Source organism: Pedobacter cryoconitis (assembly GCF_001590605.1).
GTDB classification, from domain to species: Bacteria; Bacteroidota; Bacteroidia; order Sphingobacteriales; family Sphingobacteriaceae; genus Pedobacter; species Pedobacter cryoconitis_A.
In genome coordinates this window covers 4,061,593-4,075,675 of the sequence record NZ_CP014504.1, presented here as the reverse complement: position 1 = coordinate 4,075,675, position 14,083 = coordinate 4,061,593, and the positions used below count along the sequence as shown (strand labels likewise).

The window sequence follows — 14,083 nt, the reverse complement described above, 5'->3', positions numbered from 1 at the left end:
GAATTTTTTAATGTCGGAATGGGACCTGTTAAAGCAGGAGCCCATTCTGACTTTTTAAATTTTCAAATTCAAACAACAGAGCTATGTCTTACAAAAAGGATAATAAATTAAAAAGCAATTTCACCTCGATTACCATTAGTTTGGCATCGCCGGAGGCTATTTTAGAGCGCTCTAGTGGTGAGGTGTTAAAACCTGAGACTATTAATTATCGTACTTACAAACCTGAACGTGATGGTTTGTTCTGCGAGCGTATTTTTGGTCCGGTAAAAGATTACGAATGTCACTGTGGTAAATACAAACGTATCCGTTATAAAGGTATTGTTTGTGACCGTTGTGGTGTTGAGGTAACGGAGAAAAAAGTGCGTAGAGAGCGTATGGGTCACATCAACTTGGTGGTTCCTGTTGCGCATATCTGGTATTTCCGTTCACTGCCAAACAAAATTGGTTACTTATTAGGCCTTCCTACCAAAAGATTAGATTTGATTATTTACTACGAGCGTTATGTAGTTATTCAATCTGGTTTGATGGAAGAACAAGGTATCCAGTATATGGATTTCCTTACTGAGGAAGAGTACCTTGATATTCTTGATAAATTACCTAAAGAAAACCAATACTTAGACGATAAAGATCCTAATAAATTCATCGCCAAAATGGGTGCTGAAGCATTAGAAGATTTATTGAAACGTATTGACTTAGATACTTTATCTTATAACTTACGTCACCAGGCTGCAAACGAGACTTCTCAACAACGTAAAAACGAAGCATTAAAACGTTTACAAGTTGTGGAAGCTTTCCGTGGTGCAAGAACACGTATTGAAAATAATCCAGAATGGATGATTATCAAAATTGTTCCTGTTATTCCACCGGAATTACGTCCGTTAGTACCTCTTGAAGGTGGTCGTTTCGCTACTTCAGATTTAAATGATCTGTACCGTCGTGTGATTATCCGTAACAACCGTTTAAAACGTTTGATCGAGATTAAAGCACCAGAGGTTATTTTACGTAACGAAAAACGTATGTTACAGGAAGCTGTAGATTCGTTATTCGATAACTCACGTAAAGTAAATGCGGTTAAAACTGAAGGTAACCGTGCTTTGAAATCTCTTTCAGATATCCTGAAAGGTAAACAAGGTCGTTTCCGTCAGAATTTATTGGGTAAACGTGTGGATTACTCTGCGCGTTCGGTAATTGTTGTAGGTCCAAACCTTAAATTACACGAATGTGGTTTACCTAAAGATATGGCTGCTGAGCTTTTCAAACCGTTTATCATTCGTAAGATGATCGAACGTGGAATCGTGAAAACAGTTAAATCTGCAAAGAAAATTGTAGATAGAAAAGACCCATTGGTTTGGGACATTCTTGAGAACGTTTTAAAAGGTCACCCTGTATTACTGAATCGTGCACCTACGCTGCACAGATTGGGTATCCAGTCTTTCCAGCCTAAATTGGTGGAAGGAAAAGCAATCCAGTTACACCCGTTAGTGTGTACTGCATTCAACGCCGATTTTGACGGTGACCAGATGGCTGTGCATTTACCTTTAGGTCATGCTGCTATTTTGGAAGCCCAGGTATTGATGTTAGCTGCGCACAACATTCTGAACCCTGCAAACGGTACTCCGATTACTGTACCTTCTCAGGATATGGTTTTGGGTCTTTATTACATTACTAAAGGCCGCAGAACTGACGAAAACCGTGTGGTTAACGGACAGGATTTCTCATTCTATTCTCCGGAAGAAGTTATCATTGCTTACAATGAGAAACGTATCGATCTTCACGCATTTATCAAAGTAAAGGTAAATGTTAAAGATTCTGACGGAAATATTGTTAATAAACTAACTGAAACTACTGTCGGTCGTGTACTATTTAATCAAATGGTTCCGGAAGAAGTTGGTTATATCAATGAATTGCTGACTAAAAAATCACTGAGAGATATTATCGGTGATGTAGTAAAAGTTACCGGTATGTCACGCGCTGCCAGATTCTTGGATGATATCAAAGAATTAGGTTTCCAAATGGCATTCAGAGGTGGACTATCGTTTAACTTACAGGATGTAAATATCCCTGCAGAGAAACAAGTTCTTTTAGAGCAAGCTTCTGCTGAAGTTGAAGAGGTAAGGAATAACTATAACATGGGATTCATTACCAACAACGAGCGTTATAATCAGATTATCGATATCTGGACTCGTATCAACAACCGTTTAACATCATTCGTGATGACTCAGTTATCTAGCGATAACCAAGGATTTAACTCGGTATATATGATGCTTGACTCTGGAGCACGTGGATCTAAAGAGCAGATTCGTCAGCTTTGCGGAATGCGTGGTCTGATGGCAAAACCTCAGAAATCAGGTTCGGGTGGTGAAATTATTGAGAATCCGATTCTTTCGAACTTTAAAGAAGGACTATCAGTATTAGAATACTTTATCTCTACCCACGGTGCGCGTAAAGGTTTGGCGGATACAGCGTTAAAAACTGCAGATGCTGGTTACCTGACCCGTCGTTTACATGACGTTGCTCAGGATATGATCGTGAACGCTGCTGATTGTGGTACTTTAAGAGGTATGTATACTACTGCGTTGAAAGATAACGAAGATATCGTTGAACCATTATATGACAGAATTTTAGGTCGTATTTCACTTCATGATGTATTTAATCCTCTGGATGGTGCATTATTAGTAGGTGCTGGTCAGGATATTGATGAAGACATCGCAAAAGCAATCGAAGAGTCTCCTTTAGAAGGCGTGGAAATACGTTCAGTATTGACATGTGAAAACAAAAGAGGTGTTTGTGCGCTTTGTTACGGCCGTAACCTTGCAACAGGTAAACGTGTTCAACGTGGAGAAGCTGTCGGTGTAATTGCTGCACAGTCTATCGGTGAGCCGGGTACACAGTTAACATTACGTACGTTCCACGTGGGTGGTACCGCATCGAACATTGCTGCTGAATCTCAGATCAATGCGAAGTTTGATGGTATCATAGAATTTGAAAACGTTCGTACTGTAGCAAATGATACAGGTGAGCAAGGTGTGAAACAAATTGTTTTAGGCCGTTCAGGTGAATTCAAAATCGTAGAAAAAGGTACTGGTAAAGTTATCATGACCAATAATATCCCTTACGGTTCATTCTTATATGTTGAAGAAGGAGCTGAAATTAAAAAAGGAGATAAGATTTGTTCATGGGATCCATATAACGCGGTTATTATCTCAGAGTTTGCCGGTAAAATCGAATTTGATGCAATTATTGAAGGTGTTACCTTCCGTGAAGAGTCAGATGAGCAAACTGGTCACCGTGAGAAAGTAATTATCGATACACGTGATAAAACTAAAAATCCATCAGTAAGAGTAGTAGATAAAAAAGGTGAATTAATCAGACAGTATAACATTCCTGTTGGTGCTCACGTTTCTATCGATGATGGAGAAGCAGTTAAAACTGGTCAGATCTTAGTTAAAATCCCTCGTGCTACAGGAAAAACAAGAGATATTACGGGTGGTTTACCACGTGTAACAGAATTGTTCGAAGCACGTAACCCTTCTAATCCAGCTGTAGTAACTGAGATTGATGGTGTAGTAACTTTAGGTGGTGTGAAACGTGGTAATCGTGAGATGACTATCGAATCAAAAGATGGTGAGATCAAGAAATATCTTGTACCATTATCTAAACACATCCTGGTTCAGGACAATGACTTCGTGAAAGCTGGTATGCCATTATCAGACGGATCGATTTCTCCTGCGGATATCTTGGCAATTAAAGGTCCTGCTGCTGTACAAGAATACTTAGTGAATGGTATCCAGGAAGTTTACCGTTTACAAGGGGTGAAAATCAATGATAAACACTTTGAGGTTATTGTACACCAGATGATGCAGAAAGTTCATATTGAAGATCCGGGTGATACTACATTCTTAGAAAATAACTCTGTAGATCGTTGGGACTTCATGATTGAAAACGATGACATCTATGACAAGAAAGTTGTTATTGATGCTGGTGATTCAAACACTGTTAAACCAGGTCAGATTCTTTCTCTGCGTAAATTAAGAGACGAAAATTCTCAATTGAAACGTAAAGACTTGAAACAGATCGAAGTTCGTGATGCAAGATCAGCAACTGCTAGTTCTGTGTTACAAGGTATTACACGTGCATCATTAGGTACTAAATCATTCATCTCTGCAGCTTCCTTCCAGGAAACTACAAAAGTATTGAACGAAGCTGCAATTGCAGGTAAACGTGATAACATGCTTGGATTGAAAGAAAACGTAATCGTTGGTCACTTGATTCCTTCAGGTACTGGTGTTCGTGGATACGAACGTATTATCGTTGGTTCACAAGAAGAGTATGACAAATTATTAGCTTCGAAACAAGAAGAAGAAATAGAAGCATAATTTGAATAGTTAATTTTTTTTTAATCCCCCCTGATCTTGTCAGGGGGGATTTTTTTTTAATATAGCTACCATGCTAAGGAATTAAAGAAGTAGTTTTGTAGTATGGAAAACGAGAACAACGATAATCAGATTAACATTGAACTTTCTGAGGAGATAGCAGAAGGTATATTTTCAAACCTTGCAATAATCACACATTCTAATACGGAGTTCGTACTGGATTTTATCAGGGTAATGCCAGGAGTACCAAAGGCAAAAGTGAAATCAAGAATCATTTTAACTCCTGAACACGCCAAGAGATTAATGAGCGCAATGCAGGATAATATAGAGAAGTTCGAATCAATTAATGGGAGGATCAAAACTCAGGAGGAGCCATCAGGATTTCCAATGAATTTTGGAGGGCCAACAGCACAAGCTTAGTTGAATAAGGCTTCCTCTTAAACTAAGGAGCTTCGTTTTTACTAAATAAGGAGAGGACAATTTTCTGCCTGTTTTCTCCTTAATTTTATGTTTTTATGGATTCCTCGATGAAATTGATGACTTCTGCCGGCTGATCAGGGGAGAACCAATGGATTTGTGTATCCCTTCTAAACCACGTCAGCTGACGCTTTGCAAACCGCCTGGTGTTTTGTTTGATCTTATCCACAGCAACTTCATAACTAATCGTACCATCCAGGTAGTCGAAAAGCTCTGCATAACCCACAGTTTTTAGGGCGTTGAGTTCTCTGTAATCTTTCAGGGATTCGACCTCTTCTAAAAGGCCTTCCTGAAGCATGATATCTACCCGATGGTTAATACGCTCATATAAAAGCGGCCTTTCCATGTTTAACCCGATCTTTATAATATTAAAAGATCTCTCTTTCCTGCTGTTCGTGAAAAATGAAGACACCTTTTTTCCTGTAGACAGGAAAAATTCCAGTCCGCGGATGAGACGTTGCGTATTCGCCTGGTCCACTTTCGCATAATATTCCGGATCTGCTGCTTCAAGCTGTGCTTTGATAGGTTCCAATCCTTCCGTTTCAAACAGCTTGTTCAGCTGACTTCTGATTTCCATATCCGTATCCGGCAATTCGTCGAGCCCTTTGGTTACAGCATCCAGGTATAGACCTGATCCTCCAACCATAATTGCCAGATCGTGCCTGGTAAAGATTTCATCTAATAACCCTAAGGCCTGTTTCTCGAAATCTCCGGTACTAAAGAAAGTATTGATAGAATGGGAGTCAATAAAATGATGTTTGGCGGCAGCAAGCTCATCTGCATGAGGCTTTGCAGTTCCTATAGACATCTCTTTGAAAAACTGTCTGGAATCAGCAGAGATGATTTCTGTTGTAAAATGTTGGGCCAGCGTAATAGCTAAAGCTGTTTTACCTATTGCCGTTGGCCCTGCAATTACAATTAATGTTTTATTTTTTGCCATTGATATGGCTTAGTAGTCTTCTTTGCTATTGTATTCATCTTCATGATAATCCTCATCTTCGGAGAAATCATCCGAATCTGAATCGTCTTCATCAGCATCTTCACTTTTTTCTGAGGTAGTAATACCACGGCCATCCATCGCTTCAATTTCTTCTGTATCCTCAGGAACAAAATCCATCTCGTTCAGAAAATCGAAATCATTTGAAACAGGACTATTCGTTACCACTTCAGTTGGGATATTATTGGCATCAAAGATCTTAGGCGCTTCTCCTATACTTTTGAAAAGAATAGGATATTCTATATTAGGATCTGTCTGCAAAATAATCTTGATCAACTCTACATGAAACTCATAAGGACGGTCAAAATTATAGATATAATAAAATTTCTGATGTGGATCTTCAATAAAAGCACTAAGCTTGGACTTCTCCATTAAGCTCACACCGCGATCGGTTTTCTTTTGCGTTGGAAGATAGGCGATTTCATCACCTTTGATCCAATGATCAGAACTTACATAAAATGAAGAAGATTTTTCTGCATTATAACCAGTAGTACGGTGTAGTGCTTTATGTAAATCTTCAAAAGTTTGCGTTGATTTGATATCGATCTCTCTGATTACTTCATCGTAATCGTCAAAACTAAGTCTGAATCTATAAATTGCCATTTGTGCTGTATTTCTATATTATAAAATTATAAAATAAAATATGTATTTCCTTGGAACATATTCATTTTATGAGATATGATGCCATTTTGGGCCATAATTCTAAGAACTATAACCCCAGTGGTAACATTAATTATTTGGGTTGTTCTGTAACGGGGATTAATCCAAATTCTTTTCCTTTGCGCAACATAAACGCTAACGCGTCACCAGGTGAATTTGTTATTTCGCCCTCCAGAATTGCTTCGCGGATTGCATTTTTAATCATGCCCACTTCTTTACCGGCAGCAAGGCCGAATACTTCCATGATATCATTTCCTGAAACAGGAGGTTGCCAGTTTCTTATTTTATCCCGCTCTTCTACATCTTTCAGCTTTTGCTTAACCAGCTCAAAGTTATTCCGGTATTTTTTTACTTTATACTCATTTTTAGTAGTTACATCCGCATTGCAGAGTAACATCAGGCTTTCAATATCTTCACCCGCATCAAATAATACACGTCTTACCGCAGAATCCGTCACCACTTCCTGTGCCAGAACAATAGGGCGCAAATGTAGCTGAACCATCTTCTGAACAAACTTCATCTTCTCGTTCATGGGCAACTTCAACTGTGAGAAGATCTGGGGGACCATTCTCGCTCCCTTATCCTCATGACCATGAAAAGTCCAGCCATGATTCTCTTCAAAACGTTTAGTTGGTGGTTTAGCGATATCATGAAGAATCGCTGCCCAGCGTAACCAAAGGTCCTCTGTAACTTCACAGATATTATCCAGTACCTGCAAGGTATGGTAAAAATTGTCTTTATGCCCTTTTCCTTTAATGATTTCTACGCCATATAAATTAGCCATTTGTGGAAAGATGATAGCAAGCAAGCCTGTATCGAATAAGTATTTGAAGCCTATTGAAGGAACAGGGGAGAGGATGATTTTATTCAGTTCGTCTGTAATTCTCTCTTTTGAAACAATACTGATCCTTTCTTTTTGTTTTGCAATTGCAGCTAACGCCTGTTCATCAATACTGAAATTCAGCTGCGTCGCAAAGCGGATAGCCCGCATCATCCGTAAAGGATCGTCTGAAAATGTAATTTCAGCATCCAGTGGAGTACGGATTAATTTATTATTCAAATCCTCTATACCATTAAAAGGATCTACCAACTGCCCGAAATTCTCTTTATTTAAGGAGATTGCCAAAGCATTGATTGTAAAATCCCTTCTCAACTGATCGTCCTTAATCGTACCGTTTTCGACGATAGGTTTACGGGAATCAGCACGGTAAGACTCTTTTCTTGCACCAACAAATTCAACTTCAAGCTCACGGTATTTTAACATAGCCGTACCAAAGTTTTTAAAAACGGCAACTTTACTCTTTAGTTGTTTTCCGGTAAGTTCAGCAAATTCGATCCCATTTCCCAGTACGACTACATCAATATCCTTTGATGGTCTTTTCAGAAAAATATCCCGTACGTATCCACCAATCACATAGGCTTCGATATGATTTTCATCGGCAATACCAGCCATTACCTTAAAAACAGGATGTTCTAGATTTTTTTTCACTAATTATATATTGTTTTGAGCTTGTAAACTCATGATGCTTTCAATAGCGTCCGCAAAAGTACTAAAACTTACTTTCTTATGAAGGAAAATTGACCAGATGGACTTAATTTCATAATTGTAGATGCCTTTTTGCTGACTTTGAGTTCCTGCTCCCAGTCTACCACATAATCCACAGCAGCTTTAATCTCTTCGTTTATCTCATCAAAAAACTGTGGAGTAGGCTGACCTGAAAGATTGGCTGAGGTAGAAACAACAGGCTTTCTGAAACGTTGTACTAACTGTTGCGCAAAATCATGTTTAACCACTCTTATGCCCACACTACCATCCGTATTGATTACATTTTTAGCTAAATTCTTTGCCCCCGAAAAGATAATGGTTAATGGATGTTCCGCAAATTCAATCAGATCGTACGCAACCTCAGGCACTTCATCTATATAACTTTGTATTTTCGAATCATTATCCACCAGGACAATAAAACTTTGAGCAGCAGAGCGGCCTTTAATCGCATTAATTTTTTCGACTGCAGCTTCATTTGTCGCATCACAACCTATACCCCATACTGTATCTGTAGGATAGAGGATTACGCCTCCATTTTTCAAGACCGTTAAAGCCTTGTCAATTTCCGTTTTTAGCATGCCGTAAATTTATTAAATAATCTCCGGTATTCAGAGCGTTCTTAATCTTTAGCGATCATGCTGCTGTAAGAATCCATCAGCTGACGGGCTAAATCAGCAGTATTGAATCGCTGTGCATAGCTCAAACCTTCCTCTTTCATCTTGCCGGCCAGCGCTGGATCAGTTAAAACTGAATTTACTGCCCTTGCTAATGCAGCTGCATCATTCGGATCTATGTACAAACTATGTGGTCCGCCCGCTTCTTCCAGACAAGAACCAATTGCCGCAACAACGGGTATCTGGCTATAAAGAGCCTCGATGATCGGGATACCAAACCCTTCGTAAAAAGATGGATAAACAAATACAGTAGCGAGCTGATAGATAGCAGGAAGGTCTGTGAATGGGATATCCTTCAGGAAAATAACGCGATCTCCAAGACCCAGCCTTTCAATCTCAGCAATAACTTTTTCCGCATAAGCCTGTTTTTTACCAACCACTACCAATTTGAACTCCGGCTCAATAGCAGGTAAAGCCTGTACCACAGCCAGTAAATTCTTTCTTGGTTCGATTGTTCCTACATTGAGGATATACTTTTCAGGTAGCTGATACTTTTCGCGTATCGAATCTTTAAACTCCTGACCAATAATTTTTTTAAAAGAATCGTCGCAGGTTTGATAAAGCACTTCTATTTTTGAAGGATCGATTTGGTAATACGTAATAATATCATTTTTAGTGCGCTCACTGATCGCAATGATACGATCCGCATGTTTACAAGCGTATTTACTTTTGAAATTATAAATAGTGCGGTCTATGAATTTGTAATACTGCGGATAACGCAAGAAAATAAGATCATGAATAGTAACTACAGTCCGGATAGCCGGAGATATCCAAACAGGGATTTCATTACTTAAACCATGATAAATAGCAATATTATCTTTCACTAATTGCTTTTTTACGCCAAAAGTCCTCCATAAGAACTTAGACTTTTCAGGTAACACCAGGTGGATATTCTGCTTTTCAAAAAAAGAAGAAATCTGCCCATGGCGCTTTACCTTAGGACTGTAAATAAGATATTGGTTTTGAGGGAAAAATTCTGATAACTGTAAAACAAGTGATCTGCTATAATTACCTAAACCAGTAAAATTATTGGCAGCTCTTTTTCCATCAAAACCAATATTCATTAGACAGCTACATTGTTTTCTCTTAATGCATCATTAAGTGAAGTCTTTTTATCTGTAGATTCTTTACGTTTTCCGATGATCAAAGCACATGGGACCTGGTAATCGCCAGCAGGGAATTTTTTAGTATAACTTCCTGGAATCACTACTGATCTTGCAGGAACGATACCTTTATATTCAACAGGAGTACTTCCTGTAACATCAATAATTTTAGTAGAAGCGGTTAATACAACGTTTGCACCTAAAACAGCTTCACGTTCTACACGTACACCTTCCACAACGATAGCCCGTGAACCGATGAAACAGTTATCTTCGATAATAACCGGAGCAGCCTGAATTGGCTCTAAAACACCACCAATACCAACACCACCACTTAAGTGTACATGTTTTCCGATTTGTGCACAAGAACCTACAGTAGCCCAGGTATCTACCATTGTACCTTCATCAATATAAGCACCGATGTTCACATAAGAAGGCATTAAAATTACTCCTTTAGCTAAAAATGCACCATAACGTGCACTTGCACCAGGCACAACTCTCACTCCTAATTCTTTATAATTGGTTTTCAATTTCATTTTATCATGAAATACGAAAGGGCCAACTTCAATTTCTTTCATTTCTCTGATAGGGAAATAAAGAATAACAGCTTTCTTTATCCATTCATTGATGCCCCATGAATTTAGAATTGGCTCAGCAACGCGGATTTCTCCTTTATCCAGCTGCATCACAACAGTCTCGATCGCTTCACAATATTCAGTATATTCTAATAAAGTTCTGTCTTCCCAAGCAGCCTCTATTAACTTTTTCAATTCTTTAATCATTATCAATTTTTATTTTTTCACAAAATAAATCAATTTTATGTATTGAGCGATCTTTTACTTATGTATTTTTGATTTTTTATGGCAGAGCAGGAAAAATTAAGGATAGATAAATACTTGTGGGCAATAAGATTGTTTAAAACAAGAACTTTAGCAACTGAGGCGTGTAAAGCTGGCCGCGTTAAATTTAACGGTCAGAATGTGAAAGCCTCTGTAGTTGTGAAACCAGGTGACATTTACCAGGTCTCTAAAGGAATCGAAAAAAAGATCATCGAGGTAGTCGAACTCCTTTATACCAGAGTTGAATCCAAGATCGCGGTTACGAAATATAAAGACATTACCCCACTCGAAGAAACACAGGGTTATAAAAGCATGTTCCACTCACCCGTTTTAATCCGGGACAGAGGTGCAGGCAGGCCAACCAAAAGAGACAGAAGAGAGATTGATGATTTAAAAGGTAACCTTTTCGACGAAGACAAAAAAGACGAATAATAAGGTGTCAAAATATATTTCCACAAAAAAGCCCCGATAGTTCAAAAACTACCAGGGCTTTTTTATGGAGCTATAGCAGCTTATTTTTTATCAGCCTTGTAACCTTCGTTAAGACCAGTGATCACTTCACTTGTAACATCTAAAGAAGCGTCAGCGAATAAAATAGCACTGTTACCTTTCTGGTAAGTCAACACCATTTTATAACCTTTACCCTTGGCATAGATTTTTAGATAATCAGCAATTTTGTTGTATAATTTTTCTTGCTCAGCACCTTGCTCATTTTGTAAAGCAGCACCAGCATTTTGCTGATAAGCTTGTAATTCCTGTTGTTTACGTGCTAATCTTTGCTCAGTAGTCGCTCTTTGGTCAGCAGGTAATGTATTTTGAGTTTGCTGATATTGAGCAACTTCACGTTGAAAAGCCTGTTGTTTTGAAGCAAGATCAGTCTGAGCAGCTTTAGATTTAGCATCTAATTTAGTCTTAAGATCTTTAAAGTACTGGTACTTAGTTAATAACGAATCCGAATTTACATAAACGATAGGCTCGTTAGCTTTAACTGCTGCTGATCCGGCAACGTCAGTTTTAACCGCAGTATCAGTCGCAGCTTTGTTGTCTTTACTCTGGCAAGAAGCCAATACTGAAACTAATGCTACAGCGGTAGCCAGTGTGCTTAGTTTGAAGGATGTTCTGTTCATTTATGCGTGTATTATAGTGTTGTTTTTAATTCTTTTCCAGCTTCAGCGTCCATTTATGGATTAAACTGACGGAGTAAATTTTAGCAAATATAAAATTTCCAATTTAGTATCCTAAATAACTTGTTTTTTTTGGGTCATTAATGTAGTTTTTTGATCAAATAGTTATCCACATTTGCCTTTAATTGGCCATAATTGGTTATTTTTGAATCTTATTTTTTATTAACATTTATGAGCGAAGAAAAAGATTCAAAGTCAAATTATTCGGCAGATAATATACAGGTATTAGAAGGTTTAGAAGCGGTGCGTAAGCGCCCTTCAATGTATATAGGTGATACGGGTGTTAAAGGGTTGCACCATTTGGTTTATGAAGTAGTAGATAACTCTATTGATGAGGCTCTGGCAGGACATGCCAATACGATTACGGTAAATATTCTTAAAGATAATTCTATCAGAGTTGAGGATAACGGTCGTGGTATTCCGACAGGGATCATGCAAAAAGAACAAAAATCGGCGCTTGAGGTTGTAATGACTGTACTGCATGCCGGTGGTAAATTCGATAAAGACACTTATAAAGTTTCCGGTGGATTGCACGGTGTAGGGGTAAGTTGTGTAAACGCACTATCTATACACTTAAAAGCAGAAGTACACCGTGAAGGAAAAATCTGGGTACAGGAATACCGTGAAGGTAAACCACAGTACGATGTGAAAACTGTAGGTGAAACTGATAAAAGAGGTACTGTAATCACTTTTACACCAGATGACAAGATCTTTACCCAGACTACAGAATATCGTTACGATACACTGGCTTCGCGCTTAAGAGAATTATCTTTCTTAAATAAAGGGATCAGCCTAACCTTAACAGATGAGCGTGAAGTGGATGACCAGGGTAATTTCCTGACTGAACTTTTCCTTTCTGAAGGTGGTTTAAAAGAATTTGTTCAGTTCTTGGACGGAGGTCGTCCTTCACTGATTGCTGAGCCTATTTATGTAGAGGGAATTAAAAATGGTATACCGGTAGAGCTTGCTTTGCAGTACAATGACAGCTACGCTGAAAACGTACACTCTTACGTAAATAATATCAATACACATGAAGGTGGTACACACATTGCCGGTTTCAGAAGAGGTTTAACCCGTACCCTGAAAGCATACGCTGACAAGTCTGGTTTACTTAAAAACGTTAAATTTGAGATTACCGGTGATGACTTTCGTGAAGGTCTGACTGCTGTAATTTCAGTAAAAGTACAAGAGCCGCAATTTGAAGGGCAGACCAAAACCAAACTAGGTAATACTGAGGTTATGGGAGCTGTGGATATTGCTGTTGGTGAAGCATTGGGTATCTATCTGGAAGAATATCCAAAAGAAGCCAGAATGATTGTCAACAAGGTGATTCTGGCAGCTACAGCACGTGCAGCAGCGCGTAAAGCACGTGAGATGGTTCAGCGCAAAAGTGTAATGGGCGGATCTGGCTTACCAGGTAAACTAGCCGATTGTTCAGACAGTGATCCTGAAAAATGTGAATTATACCTTGTCGAGGGAGATTCGGCGGGTGGAACTGCAAAACAAGGCCGTGACCGTAACTTCCAGGCTATTCTTCCGCTAAAAGGTAAAATCCTGAACGTGGAAAAAGCAATGGAGCATAAAATCTACGAAAACGACGAGATCAAGAATATGTTTACTGCACTCGGTGTAAGTATAGGTACTCCTGAAGATGACAAAGCTTTAAACATTACTAAACTTCGTTACCATAAGATAGTGATCATGACGGATGCGGATATTGACGGATCACACATTACTACACTGATCCTGACTTTCTTCTTCAGATACATGAAAGCATTAATTGAAGCCGGTTATGTTTACATCGCAGCACCCCCCCTTTACCTTGTTAAAAAAGGAAAAGAGCAGGAATATTGCTGGAATGATCAACAGCGTGATGCAGCAGTACAACGCTTAAAAGGGCAAGGTAAAGAAGAAAGTGTTCACATCCAGCGTTATAAAGGTTTGGGTGAGATGAACGCAGAACAGCTTTGGGATACTACATTAAACCCAGCTAACCGTACCTTAATGCAAGCTACAATTGAAAACGCTGCAGAGTGTGACCATACTTTCTCTATGTTAATGGGAGATGAAGTTGCACCAAGAAGAGAATTCATCGAAAGAAACGCTAAATACGCGAAGATTGACGCTTAAGTTTTTAGTCTGAATATAAAAAACATAAAAGATAAAAGGGGTGGTTGTGAGCGCCAGTGCACAGCACTGGCGCTCACAACCACCCCTTTTTATTATGGAAATA

General features: G+C 38.8%; 11 protein-coding genes. 4 read left to right on the top strand and 7 right to left on the bottom strand.

The window, feature by feature from the left end:
• Nucleotides 1-83: 83 nt before the first annotated feature.
• Together rpoC and AY601_RS16875 are read left to right on the top strand one after the other, a co-directional pair.
• On the top strand, nt 84-4,376 hold the full coding sequence (rpoC, locus tag AY601_RS16880; RefSeq protein ID WP_068403174.1) for a DNA-directed RNA polymerase subunit beta': 4,293 nt from the start codon (nt 84-86) through the stop codon (nt 4,374-4,376).
• A 102-nt stretch (nt 4,377-4,478) separates the two neighbouring features.
• Nucleotides 4,479-4,793, top strand: a complete 315-nt coding sequence (locus AY601_RS16875) for a DUF3467 domain-containing protein (RefSeq protein ID WP_068403172.1) — start codon at nt 4,479-4,481, stop codon at nt 4,791-4,793.
• 85 nt (nt 4,794-4,878) lie between these two features.
• Here the strand turns inward: AY601_RS16875 and miaA are convergent, their stop codons facing one another.
• The 6 genes from miaA to AY601_RS16845 all read right to left on the bottom strand — a co-directional run bounded on the left by miaA (nt 4,879) and on the right by AY601_RS16845 (nt 10,609).
• Nucleotides 4,879-5,790: a tRNA (adenosine(37)-N6)-dimethylallyltransferase MiaA gene (gene miaA, locus AY601_RS16870; RefSeq protein WP_068403170.1), complete on the bottom strand. Its 912-nt coding sequence runs from the start codon at nt 5,788-5,790 to the stop codon at nt 4,879-4,881.
• Between the two features lie 9 nt (nt 5,791-5,799).
• Nucleotides 5,800-6,450, bottom strand: coding sequence for an IS1096 element passenger TnpR family protein (locus AY601_RS16865; RefSeq protein WP_068403169.1), 651 nt, complete (start codon nt 6,448-6,450; stop codon nt 5,800-5,802).
• Nucleotides 6,451-6,580: 130 nt separating this feature from the next.
• Complete coding sequence (locus tag AY601_RS16860) at nt 6,581-7,996, bottom strand: CCA tRNA nucleotidyltransferase (protein ID WP_157287980.1); 1,416 nt, start codon at nt 7,994-7,996, stop codon at nt 6,581-6,583.
• A gap of 68 nt (nt 7,997-8,064) precedes the next feature.
• A complete protein-coding gene (locus tag AY601_RS16855) occupies nt 8,065-8,631 on the bottom strand; it encodes an L-threonylcarbamoyladenylate synthase (RefSeq protein WP_068403167.1) in 567 nt (188 codons plus the stop codon).
• Between the two features lie 41 nt (nt 8,632-8,672).
• A complete protein-coding gene (locus tag AY601_RS16850; protein ID WP_068403165.1) occupies nt 8,673-9,791 on the bottom strand; it encodes a glycosyltransferase family 4 protein in 1,119 nt (372 codons plus the stop codon).
• Entirely contained in the window at nt 9,791-10,609 is an 819-nt protein-coding gene (locus tag AY601_RS16845) for a 2,3,4,5-tetrahydropyridine-2,6-dicarboxylate N-succinyltransferase (protein WP_198163543.1), read from the bottom strand. Before AY601_RS16845 ends, AY601_RS16850 begins: the two co-directional genes overlap by 1 nt.
• Nucleotides 10,610-10,687: 78 nt before the next feature.
• On the opposite strand from AY601_RS16845, the gene AY601_RS16840 reads away from it, so the two are divergent.
• Complete coding sequence (locus AY601_RS16840) at nt 10,688-11,098, top strand: RNA-binding S4 domain-containing protein (RefSeq protein WP_068403163.1); 411 nt, start codon at nt 10,688-10,690, stop codon at nt 11,096-11,098.
• 80 nt (nt 11,099-11,178) lie between these two features.
• On the opposite strand, the gene AY601_RS16835 is transcribed toward AY601_RS16840, so the two are convergent.
• On the bottom strand, nt 11,179-11,793 hold the full coding sequence (locus AY601_RS16835) for an OmpH family outer membrane protein (protein WP_068403161.1): 615 nt from the start codon (nt 11,791-11,793) through the stop codon (nt 11,179-11,181).
• Between the two features lie 228 nt (nt 11,794-12,021).
• Here AY601_RS16835 and gyrB point away from each other — a divergent pair, with 228 nt between their 5' ends.
• Nucleotides 12,022-13,980, top strand: coding sequence for a DNA topoisomerase (ATP-hydrolyzing) subunit B (gyrB, locus tag AY601_RS16830; RefSeq protein ID WP_068403159.1), 1,959 nt, complete (start codon nt 12,022-12,024; stop codon nt 13,978-13,980).
• The last annotated feature ends 103 nt before the right edge of the window (nt 13,981-14,083 follow it).

Bases quoted from the DNA above. Each gene is read 5' to 3' on its own strand.
- rpoC (WP_068403174.1), top strand. From the start codon at position 84: ATGTCTTACAAAAAGGATAATAAATTAAAAAGCAATTTCACCTCGATT.
- AY601_RS16875 (WP_068403172.1), top strand. From the start codon at position 4,479: ATGGAAAACGAGAACAACGATAATCAGATTAACATTGAACTTTCTGAG.
- miaA (WP_068403170.1), bottom strand. From the start codon at position 5,790: ATGGCAAAAAATAAAACATTAATTGTAATTGCAGGGCCAACGGCAATA.
- AY601_RS16865 (WP_068403169.1), bottom strand. From the start codon at position 6,450: ATGGCAATTTATAGATTCAGACTTAGTTTTGACGATTACGATGAAGTA.
- AY601_RS16855 (WP_068403167.1), bottom strand. From the start codon at position 8,631: ATGCTAAAAACGGAAATTGACAAGGCTTTAACGGTCTTGAAAAATGGA.
- AY601_RS16850 (WP_068403165.1), bottom strand. From the start codon at position 9,791: ATGAATATTGGTTTTGATGGAAAAAGAGCTGCCAATAATTTTACTGGT.
- AY601_RS16845 (WP_198163543.1), bottom strand. From the start codon at position 10,609: ATGATTAAAGAATTGAAAAAGTTAATAGAGGCTGCTTGGGAAGACAGA.
- AY601_RS16840 (WP_068403163.1), top strand. From the start codon at position 10,688: ATGGCAGAGCAGGAAAAATTAAGGATAGATAAATACTTGTGGGCAATA.
- AY601_RS16835 (WP_068403161.1), bottom strand. From the start codon at position 11,793: ATGAACAGAACATCCTTCAAACTAAGCACACTGGCTACCGCTGTAGCA.
- gyrB (WP_068403159.1), top strand. From the start codon at position 12,022: ATGAGCGAAGAAAAAGATTCAAAGTCAAATTATTCGGCAGATAATATA.